Source organism: Sphingomonas sp. Leaf67 (assembly GCF_001421965.1).
In the GTDB taxonomy this organism is placed as follows: domain Bacteria; phylum Pseudomonadota; class Alphaproteobacteria; order Sphingomonadales; family Sphingomonadaceae; genus Sphingomonas.
In genome coordinates this window covers 1-23,240 of record NZ_LMLP01000020.1, presented here as the reverse complement: position 1 = coordinate 23,240, position 23,240 = coordinate 1, and the positions used below count along the sequence as shown (strand labels likewise).

General features: G+C 66.4%; 25 protein-coding genes, 1 tRNA gene and 1 pseudogene. 15 read left to right on the top strand and 12 right to left on the bottom strand.

The annotated features are described in order from the left end of the window. Positions 1 to 142 precede the first annotated feature (142 nt). The 3 genes from ASE90_RS11105 to ASE90_RS11095 are packed head-to-tail and all read right to left on the bottom strand — an operon-like array spanning position 143 to position 3,218. Complete coding sequence (locus ASE90_RS11105) at positions 143 to 781, bottom strand: 2-dehydro-3-deoxy-6-phosphogalactonate aldolase (RefSeq protein WP_056000298.1); 639 nt, start codon at positions 779 to 781, stop codon at positions 143 to 145. Next, entirely contained in the window at positions 778 to 1,647 is an 870-nt protein-coding gene (locus ASE90_RS11100; protein ID WP_056000295.1) for a 2-dehydro-3-deoxygalactonokinase, read from the bottom strand. The genes ASE90_RS11105 and ASE90_RS11100 overlap by 4 nt, the downstream gene beginning before the upstream one ends. Next, a complete protein-coding gene (locus ASE90_RS11095) occupies positions 1,638 to 3,218 on the bottom strand; it encodes a sodium/sugar symporter (protein ID WP_056000292.1) in 1,581 nt (526 codons plus the stop codon). Before ASE90_RS11095 ends, ASE90_RS11100 begins: the two co-directional genes overlap by 10 nt. A gap of 100 nt (positions 3,219 to 3,318) precedes the next feature. On the opposite strand from ASE90_RS11095, the gene ASE90_RS11090 reads away from it, so the two are divergent. Next, on the top strand, positions 3,319 to 4,029 hold the full coding sequence (locus ASE90_RS11090; protein ID WP_056000289.1) for a FadR/GntR family transcriptional regulator: 711 nt from the start codon (positions 3,319 to 3,321) through the stop codon (positions 4,027 to 4,029). Between the two features lie 32 nt (positions 4,030 to 4,061). Here the strand turns inward: ASE90_RS11090 and fghA are convergent, their stop codons facing one another. Beyond that, positions 4,062 to 4,901 (bottom strand): S-formylglutathione hydrolase, encoded by an 840-nt coding sequence (fghA, locus tag ASE90_RS11085; RefSeq protein WP_056000286.1) that lies wholly within the window; start codon positions 4,899 to 4,901, stop codon positions 4,062 to 4,064. 94 nt (positions 4,902 to 4,995) lie between these two features. Between fghA and ASE90_RS11080 the strand changes: the two genes are divergently transcribed. Together ASE90_RS11080 and ASE90_RS11075 are read left to right on the top strand one after the other, a co-directional pair. Continuing rightward, positions 4,996 to 5,826, top strand: coding sequence for a DUF4253 domain-containing protein (locus ASE90_RS11080; protein WP_056000283.1), 831 nt, complete (start codon positions 4,996 to 4,998; stop codon positions 5,824 to 5,826). A 40-nt stretch (positions 5,827 to 5,866) separates the two neighbouring features. Continuing rightward, positions 5,867 to 6,415 carry a pseudouridine synthase gene (locus ASE90_RS11075; RefSeq protein ID WP_056000280.1) on the top strand — a complete coding sequence of 183 codons (549 nt, stop codon included), beginning with the start codon at positions 5,867 to 5,869 and terminating at the stop codon, positions 6,413 to 6,415. 129 nt (positions 6,416 to 6,544) lie between these two features. Here the strand turns inward: ASE90_RS11075 and ASE90_RS11070 are convergent, their stop codons facing one another. Further along, positions 6,545 to 7,975 carry a sigma-54-dependent transcriptional regulator gene (locus ASE90_RS11070; protein ID WP_056000277.1) on the bottom strand — a complete coding sequence of 477 codons (1,431 nt, stop codon included), beginning with the start codon at positions 7,973 to 7,975 and terminating at the stop codon, positions 6,545 to 6,547. 166 nt (positions 7,976 to 8,141) lie between these two features. Between ASE90_RS11070 and ASE90_RS19140 the strand changes: the two genes are divergently transcribed. The 7 genes from ASE90_RS19140 (at position 8,142) to ASE90_RS11040 (ending at position 13,116) form a co-directional block, all read left to right on the top strand. Next, positions 8,142 to 8,267 (top strand): aa3-type cytochrome c oxidase subunit IV, encoded by a 126-nt coding sequence (locus ASE90_RS19140; RefSeq protein WP_082438684.1) that lies wholly within the window; start codon positions 8,142 to 8,144, stop codon positions 8,265 to 8,267. Between the two features lies 1 nt (position 8,268). Then, a complete protein-coding gene (locus ASE90_RS11065) occupies positions 8,269 to 9,396 on the top strand; it encodes a Re/Si-specific NAD(P)(+) transhydrogenase subunit alpha (protein ID WP_056000274.1) in 1,128 nt (375 codons plus the stop codon). 13 nt (positions 9,397 to 9,409) lie between these two features. Next, on the top strand, positions 9,410 to 9,778 hold the full coding sequence (locus ASE90_RS11060) for a PH domain-containing protein (RefSeq protein ID WP_056000271.1): 369 nt from the start codon (positions 9,410 to 9,412) through the stop codon (positions 9,776 to 9,778). A gap of 173 nt (positions 9,779 to 9,951) precedes the next feature. Next, a complete protein-coding gene (locus ASE90_RS11055; protein ID WP_414889140.1) occupies positions 9,952 to 10,332 on the top strand; it encodes an endonuclease domain-containing protein in 381 nt (126 codons plus the stop codon). Positions 10,333 to 10,335: 3 nt separating this feature from the next. After that, the gene (locus tag ASE90_RS11050) at positions 10,336 to 10,614 is read left to right on the top strand and encodes a proton-translocating transhydrogenase family protein (RefSeq protein WP_056000264.1); all 279 of its coding nucleotides are present in this window, start codon (positions 10,336 to 10,338) and stop codon (positions 10,612 to 10,614) included. 5 nt (positions 10,615 to 10,619) lie between these two features. Continuing rightward, positions 10,620 to 12,119, top strand: a complete 1,500-nt coding sequence (locus ASE90_RS11045) for an NAD(P)(+) transhydrogenase (Re/Si-specific) subunit beta (RefSeq protein WP_056000261.1) — start codon at positions 10,620 to 10,622, stop codon at positions 12,117 to 12,119. A 67-nt stretch (positions 12,120 to 12,186) separates the two neighbouring features. Then, positions 12,187 to 13,116 (top strand): winged helix DNA-binding protein, encoded by a 930-nt coding sequence (locus ASE90_RS11040; RefSeq protein ID WP_162235083.1) that lies wholly within the window; start codon positions 12,187 to 12,189, stop codon positions 13,114 to 13,116. Here the strand turns inward: ASE90_RS11040 and ASE90_RS11035 are convergent. The 5 genes from ASE90_RS11035 to ASE90_RS11015 all read right to left on the bottom strand — a co-directional run bounded on the left by ASE90_RS11035 (position 13,074) and on the right by ASE90_RS11015 (position 18,840). Further along, the gene (locus tag ASE90_RS11035; RefSeq protein ID WP_235531758.1) at positions 13,074 to 14,732 is read right to left on the bottom strand and encodes a methyl-accepting chemotaxis protein; all 1,659 of its coding nucleotides are present in this window, start codon (positions 14,730 to 14,732) and stop codon (positions 13,074 to 13,076) included. The two genes, ASE90_RS11040 and ASE90_RS11035, sit on opposite strands and share 43 nt — an antisense overlap. Beyond that, a complete protein-coding gene (locus tag ASE90_RS11030) occupies positions 14,722 to 15,033 on the bottom strand; it encodes a hypothetical protein (RefSeq protein WP_056000253.1) in 312 nt (103 codons plus the stop codon). The genes ASE90_RS11035 and ASE90_RS11030 overlap by 11 nt, the downstream gene beginning before the upstream one ends. 148 nt (positions 15,034 to 15,181) lie before the next feature. Beyond that, positions 15,182 to 15,257: transfer RNA gene (locus ASE90_RS11025), tRNA-Val, on the bottom strand. A 68-nt stretch (positions 15,258 to 15,325) separates the two neighbouring features. Further along, entirely contained in the window at positions 15,326 to 17,194 is a 1,869-nt protein-coding gene (locus tag ASE90_RS11020; RefSeq protein WP_056000250.1) for an acyltransferase family protein, read from the bottom strand. Between the two features lie 71 nt (positions 17,195 to 17,265). Further along, on the bottom strand, positions 17,266 to 18,840 hold the full coding sequence (locus ASE90_RS11015) for a peptide MFS transporter (RefSeq protein ID WP_082449766.1): 1,575 nt from the start codon (positions 18,838 to 18,840) through the stop codon (positions 17,266 to 17,268). Positions 18,841 to 19,076: 236 nt separating this feature from the next. On the opposite strand from ASE90_RS11015, the gene ASE90_RS11010 reads away from it, so the two are divergent. The 3 genes from ASE90_RS11010 to ASE90_RS19730 all read left to right on the top strand — a co-directional run bounded on the left by ASE90_RS11010 (position 19,077) and on the right by ASE90_RS19730 (position 20,395). Beyond that, the gene (locus tag ASE90_RS11010) at positions 19,077 to 19,655 is read left to right on the top strand and encodes a nitroreductase (RefSeq protein WP_056000244.1); all 579 of its coding nucleotides are present in this window, start codon (positions 19,077 to 19,079) and stop codon (positions 19,653 to 19,655) included. Between the two features lie 38 nt (positions 19,656 to 19,693). Then, entirely contained in the window at positions 19,694 to 20,053 is a 360-nt protein-coding gene (locus ASE90_RS11005; RefSeq protein ID WP_056000242.1) for a GntR family transcriptional regulator, read from the top strand. Positions 20,054 to 20,197: 144 nt separating this feature from the next. After that, complete coding sequence (locus ASE90_RS19730; RefSeq protein WP_156347232.1) at positions 20,198 to 20,395, top strand: hypothetical protein; 198 nt, start codon at positions 20,198 to 20,200, stop codon at positions 20,393 to 20,395. 1 nt (position 20,396) lies between these two features. Here the strand turns inward: ASE90_RS19730 and rsmI are convergent, their stop codons facing one another. Further along, positions 20,397 to 21,233, bottom strand: coding sequence for a 16S rRNA (cytidine(1402)-2'-O)-methyltransferase (rsmI, locus tag ASE90_RS11000; protein ID WP_056000819.1), 837 nt, complete (start codon positions 21,231 to 21,233; stop codon positions 20,397 to 20,399). 13 nt (positions 21,234 to 21,246) lie between these two features. Between rsmI and ASE90_RS10995 the strand changes: the two genes are divergently transcribed. Further along, positions 21,247 to 22,446, top strand: coding sequence for a penicillin-binding protein activator (locus ASE90_RS10995; RefSeq protein ID WP_056000239.1), 1,200 nt, complete (start codon positions 21,247 to 21,249; stop codon positions 22,444 to 22,446). 88 nt (positions 22,447 to 22,534) lie between these two features. On the opposite strand, the gene ASE90_RS10990 is transcribed toward ASE90_RS10995, so the two are convergent. Next, positions 22,535 to 22,936, bottom strand: coding sequence for a hypothetical protein (locus ASE90_RS10990; RefSeq protein WP_056000236.1), 402 nt, complete (start codon positions 22,934 to 22,936; stop codon positions 22,535 to 22,537). Between the two features lie 110 nt (positions 22,937 to 23,046). Here ASE90_RS10990 and ASE90_RS19725 point away from each other — a divergent pair. Beyond that, a pseudogene (locus ASE90_RS19725) lies at positions 23,047 to 23,240 on the top strand (hypothetical protein); the annotation flags it as partial.

Sequence of the window (23,240 nt, the reverse complement as noted above, 5' to 3'; positions counted from 1 at the left end):
GCTTGCGTTTGGAACAATGGACTCCCGCCTGCGCGGGGGTACGGCACGGGCCAGGAATCGATACTTTCGCAACGGTCTCAACAAGTCCATGGTAACGATGGGGCAGTTGATCGAAGAGCGACCCGTCCGCGCGGGGCGGTGCCTACTTCTCCAGCGCGTTCCACGCCGCCACGAACGCCCGCGCGCGCTCGCCGACGGTTTCGGCATCCATGCCCGGCACATACAGCGCCGAACCGAGACCGTACCCCGCCGCGCCCGCCTTGTGCCAATCGACCAGCACCGACGGCACGATGCCGCCGACCGGCAGCATCCGCACGTCGCGCGGCAGGACGGCGCGCATCGCCTTCATCGCCGCCGGGCTGGCGGCTTCGGCGGGGAAAAGCTTCAGCGCGGCGGCACCGGCTTCGAGTGCGGCAAAGGCTTCGGTCGGGGTGGCGATGCCCGGCATCGCGACCAGCCCGCGCTCCGCCGCTGCCGAGATGACGGCGGGATTGGCGTTGGGCGAGATGATGAGCGTGCCGCCCGCTGCCTCGACCCGGTCGACCTGTTCGACGCTTAGCACCGTGCCCGCGCCGACCGCGGCATAGCCATCCAGCTTCTTCGACAGGCGGGTGATGCTTTCGTACGGGTCGGGCGAGTTGAGCGGCACCTCGACGAGGGCGAAGCCGGCATCGATCAGCGCGTCGCCGATCGCCTCCACCTCGTGCGGCTGGACGCCGCGCAGGATCGCAACCAGCGGGCAACGGGCAAAGGCGGTGTCGAAGGCGGTCAGGTGGCTCATGCGGACAACTTTCGGATGTGGGTGATACCAGCGATAAAGGCATCTTCGCAGCCGCTGACAATGGCGCGGCTGCCCAGCGTCTCGATCGCGGTAGCGTACAGGGTGGCGAGATCGCCGTCAGCGACCAGATGCACGTCGCGGCCATCGCCGATGCGCGCGGCGACGTCGCTGCTGATCAGCACGCCACTGGCGTAGGAAGCGGCATCCGCTTCGTCGCGCAGCCCCAGCACGTGCGACGCGCGGATGCCGAACAGGCTGGCGGCGAGGTCGCGTTTCGCGCCTTCCCGAACGCCATCGCGGAACGCATCGCTGGCGGTCACCGGCGCGGTCAGCTGCGGCGCCAGCACGCCGCCGCCCTTGAGCAGCGCGAACAGTTCGCCGGTCATTGCGGTGGTGAAGGCGGTGACCTTGCCGCCGGTCAGCTCGACCCATTTGCAATGGGTGCCCGGCTGACACAGCAGCGCGTCGGGCGGCACCTGTCCGGCCAGCGCCGCGCCGAGCAACTGCACCTCCTCGCCGCGCATCACGTCGCCGTGACTGCCGTCGATGAAGGACAGGCCTGGCACGATCGCGGTCCGATCGTCGATCCACGTCAGCTGCGCGGCGATGTCGGCGATGTCGGCCGGGACCGCGACATAGGACGCGACCCGCCAGCCGATCGTCGACCCGACCATGCCCGCCATCAACACGGGCAGGTCGCCCAGTTCGGCACGGATCGCCACCAGTTCCTGCGGATAGTCGTCGGCCGTCATTGCCGATACGCCCTTGGGCGACCTGACCACGGCAGCGATGCGCCCGTCCTCCAGCCGGTAGGCGCGGCGGTTGGTCGTGCCCCAGTCGAGGGCGATGAACGGACTCACCACCATGTCGCGTACAGTGCGATCAGGATCAGGATCACGCCAAGGCCGGCGATGTTGAACCCGGTCGAGGTGCCGAACGATACGCCCTGCATCGTAATACGGTTGGCGTTGCCGCGCCCTTTCAGCGCCAGCGACAGCACCACGGCGAGGCCGAGGCTCAGCAGGAACACCAGCCCCATCCGGTCCATGAACGGAATGCCCGGCGCAAAAGTACGGAACAGATAGGACAGGACGACCGATGCGATCGCCGCGCCGATCGCGCCGGCTTCGGTCGCGCGCTTCCAGAACAGGCCGAGCAGGAAGATCACGGTGATCCCCGGCGTGAAGAAGCCCGAAAATTCCTGGATGAACTGGAACGCCTGGTCGGCACCGCCCAGCAGCGGCCTGGCGGCGACGATCGCGATCAGGATCGCGACGCTCGCGGCGATGCGGCCGACGCGGACCAGCTTGCGCTCCTGCGCTGCATCCATCGCCCCGCTCTCGCTGGTGCGTTTGGCATAAAGGTCGAGGGTGAAGATCGTCGCGATCGAATTGATCTTGGACGCGGTCGACGCGATGATCGCGGCGATCAACGCGGCGAAGACGAGGCCGAGCAGGCCCGAGGGCAGCAGCCGCATCATCGTCGGATATGCTTCGTCGGGCTTGGCCAGATCGGGTGCCAGTACGACGGCGGCAATGCCCGGCACCACGATCACCAGCGGCATCAACAGTTTCAGGAACGCTGCGAAGACGATGCCCTTCTGCGCTTCCGGCAGTGACTTGGCGGCCAATGCGCGCTGGATGATATACTGGTTGAAGCCCCAATAGCTGAGGTTCGCGATCCACATGCCGCCGATCAGCACCGACAGGCCGGGCAGATCCTTGTAGAAAGGATTGTCGGCGGTCAGGATCATGTCGAACTTGTCGGGCGCCCGCCGCGTCAGTTCGTGGAAGCCGCCCATCACCCCGGCATCGCCGCCGATCTGCGACAACGTCAGATAGGAAATGGTGAGGCCGCCGAACACCAGCAACGTGACCTGCACGATATCGGTCAGCGCCACCGCCTTCAGCCCGCCGCGCAGCTGGTACAGCAGCGCGAACAGCCCGAGCCCGACCAGCGCCACCGTCTGGTCGACGCCCGCGACCTGCGTGACCGCGATCGACCCCAGCCAGATGATGCTGGTCAGGTTCACGAACACGTACAGCGCCAGCCAGAACACCGCCATCAGCGTGCGGATCGACGGGCCGTACCGCTGTTCGAGGAACTGCGGCATCGTGTAGATTTCGTTGCGCAGGAAGATGGGCAGGAAGAATTTGCCGACGATCAGCAACGTCAGCGCCGCCATCCATTCATACGACGCGATGGCGAGGCCGATGGCGTAGCCCGATCCCGCCATTCCCACGATCTGTTCGGCCGAGATATTGGCCGCGATCAGCGACGCGCCGATGGCCCACCATGGCAGCGACTTGGACGCGAGGAAGTAATCGGAGCTATCCTTTTGATGCCCCCCCTTGTCGCGGCTCACCCATTGCGCCAGGCCGAAGATGCCGATCGCATAGATGATGACCACGATCAGATCGATCGTCGACAGACGCATGGTTTCCTCCCCGGCCCACTGGCTTTTGGAGGCAGACAATTATACGACGAATGCACTGTGTCCAGTGCCAAGCGGCATGGATGAACCGAAAGGAGACGGGATGGCGGCGCGGATGACGGGAATGCCCGGCGGCAACTTGACCCGCGCGACGCTCGACACGCTCGGCCGCGCCATCGTTACCGGCGAATATGACGAACGCCCGTTCCCGACCGAGGCGGAGATCGGCAAGACGCACGGCATCAGCCGGTCGGTAACGCGCGAGGCGGTGAAGATGCTGACCGCCAAGGGACTGGTGAGCGCCCGCCCGCGTCAGGGGACGGTGGTGCGCCCGGCGGCGGCGTGGAACCTGTTCGATCCCGATGTGCTCCACTGGCTGCTCGACCGCAAATTCTCGGTCGACCTGCTGCGCCAGTTCAACCAGTTGCGCGTCGCGATCGAGCCGGAGGCGGCGGCGCTGGCGGCGGTCGCGGCCGATGCGGAGGATCAGGCACGGATCGCCGACGGTCTCGCCCGGATGGCAGCGGCCGAGCGTGGCGAGGACGATCCGCTCGACTCCGACATCGACTTCCACGTCGCGATCCTGCTGGCGGCGAAAAACCCCTTCTACGCCCAGTTCCGCGAGACGGTGGCGACCGCGCTCAACACCTCGATCCGCTTCACCAACACCATCGTCGGTCGATCGGCCAGCGTCGAACAACATGCGGCGGTGGCCGAAGCGATCGCCGCGCGCGATCCGGTCGCGGCCCGCGCGGCGATGCGCGCGCTAATCGGCGACGTCCTCGACCTGATCGACGCTCCGGTCGCGGTCTAGCGTTCTTCCCTATCTGGCGGGAAGGGGCTGACTTACTTCAACCGCTCGCCATGCCAGCGCACATGATCGGCCATGAAGGTCGAGATGAAGTGATAGCTGTGATCGTATCCCGGCTGCATTCGTAGCGTGCAGTCGATTCCGGCATCGGCACACGCCTTCGCCAGCAATTCCGGTTGCAGCTGGTCGGCGAGGAAATTGTCGGCATCCCCCTGATCGACCAGAACCTCCCGCACCCGCGCGCCATCCTCGATCATTGAGACCGCATCCGCCGCGCGCCATGCCGAGCGGTCGTTGCCCAGATAGCCGCCCAGCGCCTTCTCCCCCCACGGTACCTGCGACGGCGCGACGATCGGCGCAAAGGCGGAGACCGAGCGGAAGCGGTCGGGATTGCGAAGCGCGATGGTCAGCGCACCATGCCCGCCCATCGAATGGCCGGTGATCGACTGGCGACCGCAATCCAGCATCGGAAATTGGCCGGCGATCAGCGCGGGCAGCTCGTCCTCGATATAGGAGCGCATCCGATACTGCTTCGCCCACGGGTCCTGCGTCGCATCGACATAGAAGCCCGCGCCGAGACCGAAATCCCACGCCCCCTCCGGATCGTCGGGCACGCCGTCACCGCGCGGCGAGGTATCGGGCGCGATGAAGGCGATGCCCTGCTGGGCGCAGGCCGCCCGAAACTCGCCCTTGTCGGTGACATTGGCATGGGTGCAGGTCAGCCCCGACAGATACCACAGCACCGGCGCGCGCTGTCCCGGCTCCAATGGCGGAACGAACACCGAAAAGGTCATCGTCGTGCCCGTCGTGGTCGATTCATGGGAATATACGCCCTGCGTGCCGCCATGGGCGCGGGCGGTCGAAACGGTCTTCATGGGGTCGCTCTCCACCGATAATCCTATAGGCTATAGGTGAGGGACGGTTTGGCGGGATAGTCGGTTCCCGCAGGCTGTGGTTGAAGGGGCGACGATGACGCGACGCAACTGGATTGCCGGACTGATGCGCCTGTTCGCGGCGGGGCGGACGGCGGCGAAGGTTCCGCCTTCGATCGAGCCGGAACCGTCGATGGACCAACAGATGCAGGCGGCACGAGCGAAGCTGCGCGCCGCCTTTCCCTACCCGGTCACCACCGTTTCGGGCGCGCAGGCGCTGGCCGCATGGGAACGCATCCGTGCCGAGGGCAAGGGATGGCCCGTAATCGTCGGCGGCGACGAGGGGCTGGATGCGATCTGCGACCAGTTCAGCATGGATATGCCGTCGATCTTGTCGCCAGGCGCGGCGGATCTGGCGGTCCGGCCCGTCGAACGGATCGTCGCGACCAGCCGGATGATCGCCATGCCGGGCGATCTGGCGAAATGGCAGGGTTATGACAGCGGTCTCGTACCTGCGAACGGTCCGTGGCCGGCGCGTACCGAACAGGTCGAATTGACCGTCGCCACCGACCTGTCGACCGGCAAGCCGTATGACAGGGTTCATATCGTAACCTTGCCGACCCGAACGTCGTGGGAAGTACCGGCCTATCTGCGATGGGGCGGCTGGAACGCCTGTCCGCCGGCCGAATATCAGTGTGCCATGCTGCGCCGCTGGCAGGAACGCTATGGTGCGGAACTGGTCGGGATCGACCGTGACACCATCAACCTGCGCGTGAAGCGCCGGCCGAAGGATCGCGCGGAAGCACTGGCACTGGCGCACGAGTGCTATGCCTATTGCCCGGACACCGTCGATCAGGGCGTCGACACGATCGAGGCGCTGGCGGCGACGCTGCTGGCCAGTGACTGGTGGTTCTTCTGGTGGGATTGAACGCACTGGACAGTGCGCCCGCGCGCGGCGACAGGGCGTCATGGCGCGGCTGATCCTGATCAACAAACCGTACGGCGTGCTGTCGCAATTCACCGATCGCGGGACCGGGGAGGCGCGGGCGACGCTGTCGGACCATGTCGCGGTGCCCGGCGTCTATCCTGCCGGGCGGCTGGATCGTGACAGCGAGGGGTTGCTGCTGCTGACCGACGATGGCGGTTTGCAGGCGCGCATCGCCGATCCGCGGTTCAAGCTCGCCAAAACCTATCTCGTGCAGGTCGAGGGCGCGCGCGACGACGCGGCGCTCGACCGGTTGCGGCACGGGGTGACGCTGAACGACGGACTGACCCGCCCGGCGGAGGTCGCCGCGATCGACCCGCCCGACTTGTGGGAGCGGGTGCCGCCGGTGCGCTTCCGCAAATCGGTGCCCGATCACTGGCTGTCGATCACCATCCGCGAAGGCCGCAACCGGCAGGTACGCCGGATGACGGCGGCGGTCGGCCTGCCGACGCTGCGGCTGGTCCGGTGGCACGTCGGGGAATGGAGCGTCGAGGGGCTGGCACCGGGGGAATGGCGCGAGGTTCTGGTTTAGGCCCGGCTTTCTCCGGGACAGCCGTAGCTTCGCGCGGGCGGGGATACAGGGTTACGGAGCGCGCCGCCGCCTGCGGCTCTGGATCCCCGCCTGCGCGGGGATACGGTGCTGAGACATGGGATCAGCACCTCAAGCCGCGCTCTGGTCGATCCCCAATTCGCCCAGCTTGCGATACAGCGTCGACCGCCCGATCCCCAGCCGCCGCGCGACTTCGGTCATGCGGCCGCGATAATGGCCGATGGCGAGACGGATGACGTCGGCCTCGATCTCTTCCAGCATCCGCAGATGGCCGTCGGGACGGAACAGCGTGACTCCGCCCGCCATGTCCTGACGCGGGACCAGCGACACCGGCTGCGGCGCATCGCCCTGCGCGATCTGGGCGATCTGCGGAAAATCGCCGCGGGTCAGCGTATCGCCGTCACACAGCACCGCTGCCCGGAACAGCGCATTCTGCAACTGGCGGACATTGCCCGGCCAGCCATAGGTGTTGAGCAGCGCGATGGCGTCGTCGGTGATGCCCAGCTGCCGCAACCCCGGCTGTTGCGCGATCCGCGCCAGCAGGTGGCGGGCAAGCGCCGGCACGTCGCCGCGCCGTTCGCGAAGCGGCGGGATCGTCACCTGCACGACGTTCAGCCGGTAATACAGGTCCTCGCGGAACCGCCCGGCCTCGACCTCGGCCATCAGCGTCTTGTTGGTCGCGGCGATCACGCGGACATCGACTTCGCGCGTCGTGCGTGCGCCGACCGACTGGATCTCGCCCGACTGCAGGACGCGCAGCAGCTTCACCTGCGTCTCGAACGGCATCTCGCCGATCTCGTCGAGGAAGATGGTGCCGCCATCGGCTTCCTGGAACCGGCCGGCCTTGCGTTCGAACGCGCCGGTGAACGCGCCCTTTTCATGGCCGAACAGCTCGCTTTCGACCAGATTGGCGGCGATCGCGCCGCAATTGACGCGGACCATCGGCTTGCGGGCACGCGGAGAGGCGGCGTGGATCGCCTCGGCGACGACTTCCTTGCCGACGCCGCTTTCGCCCTCGATCAGCACCGGCACGCGGGCGCGCGCCGCCTTGGCCGCGATGGCCAGCGCCGCGCGGAATTGCGGGGCGGAACCGACGATCTCGTCGAATGCCAGCGAGGCCGACAGTTTCTCGGTAAGCGGGCGCAGTTCGCCGTGGTCGCCCGCCCCCGCCGCCGCCTCCAGTGCGGAAAGCAGGCGCTCGGCGGCCAGCGGCTTGACCAGAAAGTCGGTCGCCCCCGCGCGCATCGCCGCGACCGCGCCGGCGACCGATTCGTTGGCGGTCAGCATCAGGATCGGCAGCACCGGCCGTGCCGCACGCAGATCGGCGATCAGCGCCAGCGCATCGGCATCGGGCGACCAGTGGTCGAGCAGCACCGCATCGAGCGCCAGCCCGTCCGGCGTATTCAGCATCATCAGCGCCGTTGCGGCATCGCTCGCGAACACTGTCCGCCAGCCGCGCCGACCCGCGATCGCCCCCACCAACCGGCGCTGTGCCGGTTCGTCGTCGATCACCATCAGCACTCGCTGTCCGTCTCGCGTCATTGCTGCTCCCAAGTCCCTGTCGTCCCGGATCGACACCCGTTTGCGCCAGGGGGCGTAAAGTTCGCCTTAAGACGGTCATGAAAACCGTCAGGGGCGGTGCGGGGCTTGTTCTTGATCCAACCTGCGTTAGAGTTGCCTGAACGACGCAGTATGGAGAGGTTCATCGATGGCGACCAACGGCCGCACCCCCGCCCATGCCGGGACGTACAACAGCTTCATCCGCTGGTTCACTTGGGGCACGGTGATCTGCGCCATGCTGGCCGCGCTGGTCATCTGGCTGATCGCGGGCTGACGTGCAGGTCGCGCTCCTCGCCGAACAGGCTGCCGGCGAGCGCCGGGTCGCCGCGACCCCCGAAACCGTCAAGAAGCTGATCGCGCTGGGTGCGACCGTCGTCGTCGAACAAGGTGCCGGCACCGGCGCGTCGATCGACGATGCCGGCTATACTGCCGCTGGCGCGACCATCGCCGACCGGGCGGTGGCGCTTGCCGATGCCGACATCCTGTTAGGCGTAGCGCCGCCGTCGCCCGACAGCCTGGGTGGCGCGAAGCGTGGTGCATGGCTGGTGGCGGCCCTCCATCCGTTTGCCGACCGGGCGCGGATCGATGGCTATGCCGCGCTGGGACTCGAGGCGCTGGCGATGGAATGGATGCCGCGCATCACCCGCGCCCAGTCGATGGACATATTGTCGTCGCAGGCGAATCTGGCGGGGTACAAGGCGGTGCTCGACGCCGCGTCCGAATATGGTCGCGCCTTTCCGATGATGATGACCGCCGCCGGCACGATCAGCGCGGCGCGCGTCTTCGTGATGGGCGTGGGTGTCGCGGGATTGCAGGCGATCGCCACCGCGCGGCGGCTGGGCGCGCAGGTCAGCGCCACCGACGTCCGCTCGGCGACGAAGGAACAGATCCAGTCGCTCGGTGCCAAGCCGATCTTCGTCGAAAAGGTGGCGGGGATCGAGGGGGAGGGCGCCGGCGGCTATGCCGGCGAAATGAGTGCCGAATATCAGGCGGCACAGGCCGAACTGGTGTCCGCCCATATCGCCAAGCAGGACATCGTCATCACCACCGCGCTGATTCCCGGCAAGCCCGCCCCGCGCCTCGTCAGCGACGCACAGGTCGCCTCGATGCGGCCGGGCAGCGTCATCGTCGATCTGGCGGTCGAACAGGGCGGCAATGTCGAGGGATCGGTCGCGGGCGAGGTCGTGCAGCGTCACGGTGTCAACATCGTCGGTCACCGCAACGTCCCCAGCCGTCTGGCCGCGGACGCATCGGCCCTGTTTGCGCGTAACCTTTACAACTTTCTGGCGGCCTATTGGGACAAGGACGCCGGCCGTCCCGTCCTGCCCCCCGACGACGAAGTGACGCAGGCGATCCGCCTGACGCAAAACGGCCAGGTCGTGAACCCACGCCTGACCGCCTGACGAGGAAACGCACATGGGTTTGTTCAGCAGCCACGAAGTCGACCCGGCCGAGATCCGCGAGAAATACGGCCATGCGCTGATCGATGGCGAAGACGTGCTGGCCGCGTTCCGCTCGCTGCGCGATACTGCGTTCCTGACCAATTTCCGCTTCGTGCTGGTCGACGTACAGGGCCTGACCGGCTCGAAAATCGCGTTCCGCAGCGTGCCGTATCGCTCGATCACCAGCTTCTCGGTCGAAAGCGCGGGCACGTTCGACCTCGACAGCGACCTGAAGCTGTGGGTGACCGGCGAGGCGATGCCCCTGTCGCTGAAGGTCAGCCGCAATGCCGACCCGGCCGCGATCCAGCGGTTGCTGGCGGAACTGGTACTGGCGAAGCGGTGAACGAAACGCTCGCCCCAAATCCTCCCCATGCTGTGCATGGGGAGGGGGACCGCGCGAAGCGTGGTGGAAGGGCAGCCCCTCTTATCCTCCCCGGCACGGGGAGGGGGACCGGCGCAGCCGGTGGAGGGGGAGTTCCACGTACACTACGCCCGGAAGTGACGACCGCCCGTCGCTTGCGCCGCGACCTCTCGCACCCCGCAGCGATGCTGTGGCAGAAGCTGCGTGGAGGAAACGCGGGTGCGAAGTTTCGCCGCCAGCATCCGGTCGGACCCTATGTTGTCGATTTCTATTGCCGGGAAGCGCGGCTGATCGTGAAAATCGAAGGTGAAGTGCATGATTGGGCCGATCGCCCGCAGCGCGACGAAAACCGACTGCGGTTTCTGCGCGAACAGGGCTATCGCGTTGTGCGGATTGCTGCCCGGCGGGTCATGGCGGATGCCGACACGGTGGCCGATGCGATCGCTGCGCTTGTGGCCACCCCCCTCCACCAGCCTGCGGCTGGTCCCCCTCCCCGTCCCGGGGAGGATTTCTACCGCACCCACCCAACGGAGTAGCCGATGGACTTCCTCTCGATCCTGTCGATCTTCGTCCTCGCCTGTTTCGTCGGCTATTATGTCGTGTGGTCGGTGACGCCCGCGCTGCATACGCCGTTGATGGCGGTGACCAACGCGATCTCGTCGGTCATCATCGTCGGCGCGCTGATCGCCGCTGCCGCCGCCGGCGTGCCCGGTGCGAAGTGGCTGGGACTGCTGGGCGTCGTGCTGGCCAGCATCAACATCTTCGGCGGGTTCGCGGTGACCGAGCGGATGCTCGCCATGTACAGGAAGAAGGGGTGAGCGGAATGCACGAGGCCGCACCGGTCAATCCATGGGTCGCCTTCGCCTATCTGGTGGCCGGGGTATGCTTCATCCTCGCGTTGCGCGGGCTGTCGTCGCCCGCCACCAGCCGGCGGGGCAATCGCCTTGGCATGGTCGGCATGGGGATCGCGGTGCTGACCACGATCTTGACCCATTTGCCGGGTCAGCCGCTGACTGGGGTTAAGCTTGAAGGCACGCCGGGCCGCTTCGTCATCGATTGGGCTAGTGCGGCCGAAATCCTCGCCGCCATTGCCATCGGCGCGGCAATCGGCCTGACCACCGCCAAGCGTATCGCGATGACCGCGATGCCGCAGTTGGTCGCTGCCTTCCACTCGCTGGTCGGCCTCGCCGCCGTGCTGGTCGGGGTCGCCGCTTATCTCAATCCTGATGCGTTCGGCATTTCGTCGCTGGTCGTACCGATGATCGGCCAGCCGTTCGCGGTCATCAACCCGGTCAGTAAGGTCGAAATGGGTCTCGGCGTCGCGATCGGCGCGATCACCTTTTCGGGATCGGTCATCGCGTTCCTGAAGCTGAACGGCAGCATGTCGGGCAAGCCGATCCTGCTGCCCGGTCGCCATGTCATCAATCTGGGCGTGCTGGCGGCGATCCTGCTGCTGGTCGCGCAGTTCGCGCATACGCAGGATGCGTGGCCGTTCTGGGCGATCGTCATCCTTTCGTTCGCGATCGGATTCCTGCTGATCATCCCGATCGGCGGGGCGGACATGCCGGTCGTGGTGTCGATGCTCAACAGCTATTCGGGCTGGGCGGCGGCGGCGATGGGCTTCACCCTCGGCAACACCGCGATGATCGTCACCGGCGCGCTGGTCGGGTCGTCGGGTGCGATCCTGTCGTACATCATGTGCCGGGCGATGAACCGCAGTTTCCTCAGCGTAATCGCGGGCGGTTTCGGCGCGACCGACAGCGGCGGTGCTGCCGGTGGCGGCGCGATCGACCGGCCGTGGAAGCGCGGTTCGGCGGAAGACGCCGCCTTCCTGATGCAGCAGGCCGAACAGGTCATCATCGTGCCGGGATACGGCATGGCGGTGGCGCAGGCACAGCATGCGCTGCGCGAAATGGGCGACAAGCTGAAGGAACATGGCGTCCGCGTGAAATACGCGATCCACCCGGTTGCCGGGCGGATGCCGGGGCATATGAACGTCCTGCTCGCCGAAGCGAACGTACCCTATGACGATGTGTTCGAGCTGGAGGACATCAACAGCGAGTTCGCCCAAACCGACGTCGCATTCGTGATCGGCGCCAACGACGTCACCAACCCCGCAGCGAAAACTGACAAGACCTCGCCGATCTACGGCATGCCGGTACTCGACGTCGAGAAGGCGAAAACGGTACTGTTCATCAAGCGGTCGATGGGCGGCGTCGGCTATGCCGGGGTCGATAACGAGGTCTTCTACCGCGACAACACCATGATGCTGCTCGCCGATGCCAAGAAGATGGTCGAGGAGATCGTCAAGGCGATGGACTGATCGTATTCGTTGCTCCATCGCAATGGTCGCGGCCGCGATGTGCGCCGCCGAAGCGAAGGGGCATAGAGTGACGGGGTTCGAAGGATTCGAGCAGCACGCGGCAGCGGCGCGGCGGGCGGTGATCGTCGCCGACGATCCGCTGGCAGTGGCCGATGCAGAGGCGGCGGTGCGCCATGCCGGCGTTGCTGTCACCGCGACGATCTTTTTTGCAAATCTGACCACCGCCCTCGACGACATCACCCATGCCGACCTGTTGCTGGTCGATGCGACCGGGGTCCCGGTCGAGACGCTCGACGGTGCACTGCCGGTTCTTGCTGCACGGGCCGAACGCGATCGGGCGCAACTGGTGGTCAGTTTCGGTATCGAGGCGATCGATGTCGTGTCGCTGCACCTGCTGGGCGGTCCGGCGACGCTGTTGTGCGAGGCGCGACCCGAGGAGCGCGTCGCTGCGATCGTATTGGGCAGCGGGACGAAGGCGGGTTTCAACGCAGCCGAACGCGACGCCGAACGGCTGCAACGGTTGAACGCGGAAGTGGCGCGGATCGCCGAAGCGCTGGCAAAGCTCGCGCGTGACGGCGACACCGGGGAGGGCGTGCGCGGCCGGACCGACGATTTCGTCGCGCCCGATACCGGTGCCGGACCGGTGCCGACCGTATCGGCGGCAACGGTACGCGGTGCGATCCGGGCGCGGCGGCTGCGCGAGCAGTTCTTTGCGAGCGACCTGTTCGCCGATCCGGCATGGGACATGCTGCTCGACCTGTTCGCCGCACGGCTGGAGGGCGGCAATGTATCGGTATCGAGCCTGTGCATCGCTTCTGCGGTACCACCGACCACGGCGCTGCGATGGATCACGACACTGACCGATGCCGGGCTGGTCGCGCGGCAGGAGGACCCCGCCGACAAGCGCCGCGCGTTCATCGTGCTGACCGCGCGCGGTGTCGCCGGGATGCAGGGCTATGCCGAAGCGGTGGCGCGCGCGGGGCTGGGCTGGGCATGATCGGACCGGAGAAAGGCGACGAACTGGTCGGTCGATCGGCGCAGGTCACCGGCGCTTCCGGCCAGTTGTCCGACGCTGCCGCGAACCGCCGCCGATAGCGATGACGCGGCACCGGCGGCATTCGCCACGCTGTCGATCTGGTGCCCCGCATCGGCCGCTGCCGTCGCCACCCGCGTGGCACCTGCATCGACCTCGCGCGACGTGACGCTGTGATCGCGGACGGCGGCCGCGATCCCGCTCGCGGCGGCGGCGACTTCCTCAATCGACTGGTGCACCGATCGAAGCTTGTCGCCGGTATCGGCGATGCCACCACGGATGCCGCCGATCAGCACGCTGATCCGGTCGCTGGCCCGCCGCGTATCGGCCGACAGTGCCTTGACCTCGCCGGCGACCACGGCGAAGCCGCGACCGGCCTCGCCGGCCCGCGCCGCCTCGATCGTGGCGTTCAACGCCAGCAGGTTGGTTTTCGAAGCGATCGACCGGATATCGGCCAGGAATCCTTCGATCTGGACGGCCTGCTCCTCCAGCATCGCCACGGTCTGGACGCTGCGCGCGGCATGGCCGCTGGCGGTGCCGGTCAGTGCATTCTGTTGTTCGGCAGCGGCGGCGATCGTCCAGATCGATGTCGACAGGTCGCGGATCGACGCGGCGACCGCCACGATCTCATCGGTCGCGCGGTGCGCTCCGGCGGATGCCTCCACCGCTTCCGTCCGTGCCAGCCCGGTCACGTCCTCCAGCTTTTCCGCGGCTCCCTCCAGCCGCATGGTCGTGTCGCCGATGCCGTGGACGACGGTCGTGACGGATCGTTCGAATTGCTGCGCCAGATCGACGAGTTCGCGGTGCCGGTCGCCGGCGATGCGTGCCGCCTGTTCCTCGCGCCGGCGACGTTCCTCCGCGGCATCGCGTTCGGCGGCCCGTGCGATCCGCATCGCCTCCTCGGTCCGGCGCATCGCGTCCTCGGTGCGACGCTGCCCTTCTGCCGCGGCATCGGCCAGTTCCTGCGCTCGCAGCACCGCGCGATCCTGCGTTTCGAACAGGCGGCTCAACTGGATCGTTAGCACCGCCAGCGTCGCGAACTGAAGTCCGACCGCGACGACGTGAAACGCGATGCGGCCGATATTGCCGTTGCCGGTGAACACATATTCGGGGGCCAGCCATTCGAGCAGGACATGGTGCAGCGCCGTCAGCACCGTCGCCACCGCGATCGGCCGCCAATCGGCCAGGACGACCAGCGCCGCCATCCCGACGAAGAAATACATATGCGCATCCATCTGCCACGCATGGCCGCGCAGCAGGAACACGAGCATCGCCGGGATGGCCGCGGCCAACGTGCCCATCAGTGCACGGGCGTGCGCGTCGTAGCGCCCCTGCAAGGCGGCGGCCGTCGGTACGAGGTTCAGCAGCACGCCGGTCACGAACAGCGGCGTGGCTACGCCGCCCCCCAGAAGGACGTTGCCGATCAGCAGCAGGATCAGCGATATCCAGCCAAGCACTGCCCATGCCCGGATCCCGTGGTATCGCAGCCGGTCGAGCGAACTGAGGGTATCGACCGGTTCGCGCAAGGCAAAGGCCTTGAGCCGCGCCAGCAGCACAGGTTCGGCCGCTCTACTTGCCACGGCTGCCGCTCCCGCATGTCAGTCCGGAAGCGGCGACGATCAGGAACGCACGACCGTGAAGCTGCGTCGCTATGTCCGTCCGGTTGCCGGATACCACCATCGAACCGGGCAGGTTGCCGGCCCGCAGCAGCGCCGCACCGCCCGCCAATGCGATCTTCGCCACTTCGTTGCGGCCGGAACCATCGAGCGACACCAGCACCATCGCGCCGGTGGCGGGCGGCCAAAGGCTGAACGCCGTGAATGCTGCTGCGACGGCAAAACACTGTAGCGCCAGCAGCGACCGATTGCCTTGATTCCACATGTCTTTGCGATATGCGGCAATCGTTAATGCAATATGTTAATCCGGTTGCAGTACGCTGCTAAAAAGGGCTGCGTCGGCCGCTCGGTACGGGATCGCGCTATCCGCTGCCGGGCCGAACCGGGGCCATCCGCCGCCGTCTCGAATGGGCTGGTGGGCGCTGACGGGCTCGAACCGCCGACCCTCTCGGTGTAAACGAGATGCTCTACCAACTGAGCTAAGCGCCCCCGGTGGGGAGCGGCCGGAATACCGTGGTTTCGGCCAAGTGCAACAGGGATTTCGCCGTGTCGTCGGCTCAGCGCGTCGCAAAGGGCAGTTGCGGGCGGACGCGGTCGATCATCAGCCGCGATCCGCGCGCGGTCAGATGCCCATAGTCGAACTGGATCGGATTGCCGTCGTCAGTCCACAAGGTGCAGCGATCGTTCGGGCACAAAGCGCGATAGGTCGAGACATAGGTCGCGCCGGTCGCGGGTACCCTTGCCGCGAGCATTGCGTCGAGCGTGCGCCGGCTGGCGATACGGTGCCGGTCGACGATCGACGGAACGCGGCGATACAGGGCGTCGGCAAGAATGCGGGGCAAAGCGCGGTCATATTCGGCAATGGGACCGAACACGACGACATGGTCGGCATAGCGCCGGACCCGCGCAATCTGTCGTTGCAACGCCGGCCAGTCGTCGTCGCGCCATAGTGCCGACAGGATTACCGTATCGACGCGGTGGTTCGGCAGGAAATCGTCGGTGACGTAGCGCATCAGCGCGGTGCAGCGCGCCTCCCCCATCGGATCGGCGACCGGGCGGCATCCTGACGCATTGGCCTGCAGGACGTTGATTCCGTTGAGGGCCGCTAGTCCGCGATAGAAATGCGCGGCATGACTGTCACCGAGCAACAGGACGTTGGGCTTGGTCGGCGACAGGCGCAAACACCGGTCGCGATCGAACGTCGCAAACTCGTCGTGCGTGGTCAGAAAGCATAGCCCGGCGCGCGAGTTGGACGCGGCGCGGTAGCGGACGAACGCCCCGACACGTTCAATTTGCGCAGGCACCTGCCAATAGGCTCGCGCCGCAAACGGCACCGCGACCACGAACGTCAGCGTCGTCAGCATTGCCGCGACCCCAATCCATACCGCCTGCCGGGGCGGCGTCGCCGGATTGCGCCCCCGGAACGGCTGTTCGATCCACCGCCATGAAACAGCCGCGACCAGCAACGCCAACAGGATGAACGCCGCCGATCCCGTGATCGACTTGATCTCGTGCACCTGCCCGCCCAACACCCACAGCGGCCAGTGCCAAAGGTAGAGCGAATAGGAAATCCGGCCGACGAACCGCGCGGGCGGCAGGCCGAGGCCGCGACCGACCAGCGTCCGCCCGGCCATGCCCGACCAGATCAGGCAGGCGGCCCCGATACAGGCGGGGGCCGCCGCCAGTCCGGGGAACAGGCTGTCGCGGTCGAGCAGCAGGACACTGCCGACGATCAGGGCGACCCCGACCACCGCACCGGCCTCCGCCACCCACCGCTGCCGCGCGGCCGGCACCATGCCCAGCGCCAGCGCCGCGCCGATCATCAATTCCCATGCGCGATACTGCACCAGATAAAAGGCCGCCGATGCATCGTGATGCACCCGCCATGCCGACAGGATCAGGGACGCCACCAGCAGAATCGCGATCAGCGGTTTCAGCGCCGCCCGGAACCGTCGATGGAGCAGCGCCAGCAACGGCGGGAAGAGCAGGTAGAACTGCTCTTCAACCGAGATCGACCAGGTGTGGAGCAGCGCGTTGAACCGCGATGCCGAATCGAAATAATCGGTGCCGAGATAGAAATAGACGTTCGAAACGAACAGGATCGAGGCGGTGGCATTCTTCGCCTGCTGCGCCGTTTCGCCGGGAAACAGCAGTACGAACGACGCGAGCAGCACCGCGACATAGACCGCGATCAACGCCGGAAAGATGCGCCGCACCCGCCGTTCGTAGAATTGCCAGAGCGAGAAGCGCCCGGCCTGCACCTCGCCATGCACGATGCCGGTGATCAGATAGCCCGAGATGACGAAGAAGATATCGACGCCGACGAACCCGCCCGGCACAAACTTCGCAAAGCCGCAATGAAACGCGACGACCAGCAACGCCGCGACCGCGCGTAGCCCGTCAATGTCGTCGCGATACCGGATCATGTCACGCGGCTAGTACGCGTCCGGCGGCAACGCGAAACGATCCAACCGGATCGTCCCGCGTTGCAGTCCGGTCAGCGTTGTTCCTTCCAAACGTCGACGCCTGCCGCCTTCGGCTCGCCGATCGCGGCCTGTCCGGCCAGGCTGTGGTCGACATCGTCGCTCAGCGTGTCGAGGTGCATCAGCCGTTTCACGAACGGCGACAGCAACAGCACGACCACGCCGATGCCGATCGTCCACCAGCCGATGGTGGAATAAACCGCCAGCGTACCTTCCTTGGTCATTTCGCCGTCATGGCCACCGGTCGCCTCACCGATCTTGCCCGCGACGAAATTGCCGACGGCCGTCATGTAGAACCACGCGCCCATGATGAGCGAGGCGAGGTGCTTGGGGGCCAGCCGGTTCATCGCCGACAGCCCGACCGGCGACAGGCACAGCTCGCCGGTGGTCTGGAAGAAGTAGAACAGGAAGACGAACGCGACCGGCGTCGCGACTTCCGGCCCGACGCTGTTGGCGCCCCACACGAACGCGAGGAAGGCGAGACCCACCTGCATCAGCGCGAGGGCGAACTTCGCCGGAGCCGACGGCTCGCGCCCCCGCTTGGCAAGGAACGCCCAGATACCGGCGAAGATCGCGCCGAGCAGGATGATATAGATCGAGTTGATCGACTGGAACAGCGCCGCCGGCACCCCGCCGCGATCGACGAAGCGGTCGGTGTACAGATTGAAGCTGCCGCCGGCCTGTTCGAACAGGCCCCAGAAGATCGGGTTCAATGCGATCAGGAACAGGATGGCGAACATGCGGTGACGGGCATGGGTTTCGAGCTTGAACGCTTCGAACAGGACATAGCCGAGCAGCCCGATGCCGGAGACGATCAGCAGCGACTGGATGACGTCCTGATACTGGATCAGCCCCCACATCACGAGCGTCGCGAGCAGGCCGGTGCCGTAGAGCAGCCATTCGAACGGCATGCCGGCCACGCGCCGCTTGAGCGCCGCCGGGTCGGGTGCCTCGCCCTTGCCGCCGAGCAGCCCCTTGCCGACCACGAACACCAGCAGGCCGGCGACCATGCCGATGCCGGCAAGGCCGAAGCCGAACGCCCAGCCGATCGTCTGGCCCAGATACCCGACGAGGATCGAACCGGCCGCGCCGCCGAGGTTAATGCCGATATAGAAGATGGTGTAGGCGGAATCGCGGCGGATATCGGTCATGCGGTAGAGCTGGCCCACCATCACCGAGATATTGGCCTTCAGAAATCCCGACCCGACGATGATGAGCGCCAATGCCAGCCAGAAGACGTTGATCGCGGGATCGGCCTGTTTGACCGCGGCATCGGTGACGCCCTCCATCCCCTCGAACGCCATGAACAGATGGCCGAAAGCAAGCAGCACGCCGCCGAACAGCACCGCCTTGCGCTGACCCAGATAGCGGTCGGCAAGATAGCCGCCGAGCACCGGCGTGATATAGACCAGCGCGGTATAGCCGCCATAGATCAGGTTCGCCTTGCCATCGCTGAACAGCCAGTGCTGCGTCAGGTAGAAGATCAGGATCGCGCGCATCCCGTAATAGGAAAAACGCTCCCACATCTCGGCGAAGAACAGCATGTAGAGACCACGTGGATGGCCGGCGAATTCGGGTTTGCGGCTCATTCCCACCGCCAACCCGCCGGCAAGGAACGCGGCAAGGATGACCGTCGCGATCGCCGCGATCCAGTCGGCCTCGTTCCATAGTGCAAAAGCCTTGAATTCAGGCACGCTGTTGTCCCTTGTCCTGGGGTATCTTGACCGGGCCGCCGTGCGACCGTCTCCTGTCGTCAATTCGTAACGCAAGAAACGGCAATGCCAAGCGCATTGTGCGGACGGGGGCGGGACCCTACGTGCCGGCCATGACCTTCAACGACCGATCCACGCTGCTCAGCCATTTGCAAACCCGTCGTTCGGGCAAGCCGCGCGACATGGTCGCGCCGGGGCCGAGCGATGCCGAGATCGACCAGATGATCGCCATCGCCGCGCGGACGCCCGACCATGGCAAGCTGGCACCGTGGCGGTTCGTGGTGATCGCGCAGGAACGCCGCGCGGCGTTCGCGGCGTTGCTGCGCAAGGCCTATGCCGACGAACAGGAACAGGCGACGGCAGCACAGCTGGAGGCGTGCGACCGGTTCGCGCACGAGGGGCAGGCGCTGATCGTCGTCCTGTCATCGCCGGTCGAAAGCCATATTCCGCAGTGGGAGCAGACGATGTCGACCGGGGCGGCAACGATGAACCTGCTCCATGCCGCGCACGCCATGGGCTATGTCGCCAGCTGGCTGACCGGCTGGGCGGCGTACAGCCCGCAGGTCCGCGACGCGTTCGGCTCCCCGCACGAAACCATTGCCGGCTTCGTCTATATCGGCTCGCCGGGCCGTCCGCTCGACGAACGGCCACGTCCCGATCCGGCGCGCGTTCGTACGGTTTGGGCCGGGTGAACGATGGACTTTCCTGGCCGTTGCTGTATTAAGTCAGCATGACAGCGATCGACCATGAGGACACGCCCGTCTACCTTCGTCTGCGGGCACTAATCGCGGCGGCGATCCTGCGTGGCGAGTATCGGGCGGGGGACCAGTTGCCGTCGGTCCGGGCGTTGGCTGCCGAACACGGTGCGAATCCGCTGACGGTGGCCAAGGCGTATCAGACGTTTCAGGACGACGGCTATGTCGAGGTGCGGCGCGGCGTGGGCATGTTCGTGCTGCCCGGCGCGGTCGAGCGGTTGCGCATTGCCGAGCGCGAACGATTCCTGACCGGGCATTGGCCGCGCATCCGCGCGCATATCGCGTTGCTGGGGCTTGACGCGCACGGGCTGCTGAACGAACGCACCCCGGCGTAACCGGGATTGCGGCGGACCGGTTCGTCAACCTGTCCGACCGTGGCACATTCCCCGGAACCTTTGGTGGCTTCCTCGATTTTTGCACCCCTTCGGCACGGAACCGCGTTGCGGTGGTGGCGTTCCCTTTTCAACAGGGAGAATGCCGTGGAACGATCCGTCCTATTCCATACCCGCGTACCGCTATACGCATTGCACGGGCGCAACAGCTGCCCGACCTGCGGCGCTTCGCAATGGTTCGTCGGACGGATCATCGCCGAATGCGCCTGTTGCGGCGATACCCTGCCGATCAACGCCGCCGTCCGCCCGATCCAGACGCAGAATTACGGCAACATCGCCGCCTGATCTACTCGGCCTTCAACGCCATCGCCCGCGCATAGAGTTCGCGCCGGTCGAGTCCCAGCGCCTTGGCGACCTCCCCGGCGGCCTTCGACGCGGGTAGCCGGGTCAGTGCCTCGCGCAGCGCCGTATCGGCGTCCGCCTCGGTCGCGGGAGGGGGGGCGCCGGACGGGGCGACGACGATCACGATCTCGCCCCTGGGCGGTGCCTCGGCATAGCGTGCAGCGAGTGTCGACAGCGTGCCGGTCACGCATTCCTCGAACTTCTTGGTAATCTCGCGCGCCACGCCCGCGTCGCGGTCGCCCAACCCTTCCGCCAGCGCCGCCAGCGTCGCCGACAGGCGCGGGCCGCTTTCGTACAGGACCAGTGTCGCCCGCACGCACGCGATCTCGGCGATCGATTCGGCCCGGGCATGCGCCTTGGGCGGCAGGAAGCCCGCGAACAGGAACCGGTCGGTCGGCAGTCCGGCCAGCGTCAGCGCCGCCACCGCCGCGCAGGGGCCGGGGATCGTTACCACCGCATGTCCCGCCGCCCGCGCATCGCGCACCAGCTTGTACCCCGGATCGGAGATCAGCGGCGTGCCCGCGTCCGACACCAGCGCCACCGCTTCGGACGCCATGCGCGCGATCAGGCCGGGACGCATCCCTTCGGCATTATGATCGTGATACGGGATCATCGGCCGCTTGACGCCGATATGGCGCAGCAGCCCGGCGGTTACCCGGCTGTCCTCCACCGCGATAATGTCCGCGCGGGATAAAATATCGGCGGCGCGCGGACTTAGGTCTGCGAGATTGCCGATCGGGGTCGCGACGATGTACAGGCCGGGGGAAAGTTTTTCGGTCATCAGGGATAGGTCCATGGCAGACACGATAGCGCCCCGGCAATGGCGGCACCATTTCGCGCGCGCCACGGCGGTGTTGGCGGCGGCATTGTTGGCGGGGTGCAGCACGCTGGTCCCCAAGGGGCCGGTCGAACAGGCCCCGCCCGTACCGACCCGTCCGCAGCCGACTCGCCCCGATCCGGTGACCGGCGGCATCCCGACCGATACGCAGCGCCACCGCGTCGCGCTGCTGGTGCCGATGACCGGCCCCAATGGCGGGGTCGGGCGGTCGATCGCCAACGCGACGCAGCTGGCGCTGCTCGACACGCGCAGCGAACGGGTACGAATCACCACCTATGACACCGCCACCGGTGCCGCCGCCGCCGCGCAACGCGCGATCGCGGAGGGTAACCGCCTGATTCTCGGCCCGCTGCTGGCGGAGGATGTCCGTGCCGTCTCGCCGATCGCACGCGGCGCGAAGGTGCCGGTCATCAGCTATTCGAACGACGTGTCGGTCGCGGGCAACGGGGCCTATCTGCTCGGCTATTCCCCGGCGCAATCGATCGAGCGTGTGGTCGGCTTTGCCCGGACCAGCGGGATCAGCCGTTTTGCCGGGCTGGTGCCGGCGGGCGTCTATGGCCAGCGCGCCTCGACCAGTTTCCTGCGCGCGGTCGAGCAGGCCGGCGGACAGGTCGTGTCGATCCAGACCTATGATCGCGGCAGCGGACAGGTGGCGGCCGCCGTCACCCGCCTGTCGCGCACCTCGCCCTATGAAGCGGTGCTGATCGCCGATCAGGCGGGCACGGCGGCGCTGGCGGTGCCCGCGATCCGCAAGTCGCCCAGCCGCAGCGCGAAGGTGCTCGGCACCGAATTATGGAATACCGAAACCGGGCTGGGGACGATGCCGGCACTGAACGGTGCATGGTATGCCAGCGTGTCGAACGCGCTCTATCGTCAGTTCGCGACCAAATATCGCGCCCGGTTCAGTGCTGCACCCTATCGCCTGTCGAGTCTCGGCTATGATTCGGTGCTGCTGACGGTCCGCATCGCCCGAGATTGGCCGATCGGCCGCGACTTCCCCGAAAGCCGCCTGCGCGGCGGCGACGGGTTCGCCGGCCTCGATGGCGCCTTCCGCTTCGGCCGCGACGGCATCGCCGAGCGCGCGCTGGAGGTGCAGGAGGTGCGGACGGGCGGCGCGGTGACGGTCAGCCCCGCGCCGAAGACGTTCGGGGAGTAGGGGGTCTGATGCAGAACTGAAAAGTTTTGTATCAAACTAGAGTGCGAGGTGGGCAGTCATCTGACGCCCACTTTTCGACATTCGGTGGTTAAACGCGCAGCGTGCTTGCCTGATGCGCGAAGTATACACCAAAACAGCCTCGATCTTCGAACGATGCTGCTGAGAAGCCATCAGGCTTCAATAGGAGCGAGCGCGCTATCATCATATCGGCAACCTTCGCCCAAGCATCTTCATCGCCAAACGCCCAAGTCGTAATCTCAATCATGATTGCAGCCACAAAGAGGAATTCTGCATCCACAGAGGCTCTACCTCCGAAATGTTCAAATATAGCGCGCCATAACTGCAAAGCGGTAGGATCGTCGGACAACCCCGTCAGGAAGTCCGGCTCCGCCCAGTGCCACCACGACAGATATAGTAGGTGCAGGGCACGTTCCCGGTCACGATCCCCAGCCGCCCAACCCGCACGCAGCTTTTGATAATCCTCTTCCATCAACCGCACCTAATATGACCGCAGGACAACAGTATCGGGGTCATACGTCCTAGGTGTTTGATCCCACGGTTTGATGGTGCGATCCTTTCGTTGGAATGGAAGGAAGCCGTATGGGACAGGTTCGTCACGGGARCGCCACGACCACGCACGCCGTCCGAGCAGCAATACAGCGATCGCAAGCTTCGCTCGCGACGCTGAGCCGCGAGTTGGGGATCAACCCCAAGACGGTCGCGAAGTGGCGCAAGAGAGCAGCTGGACGACGAAAGCCTCGTCAACGGCATCGCCCAGATCGCGCCGTTCGACG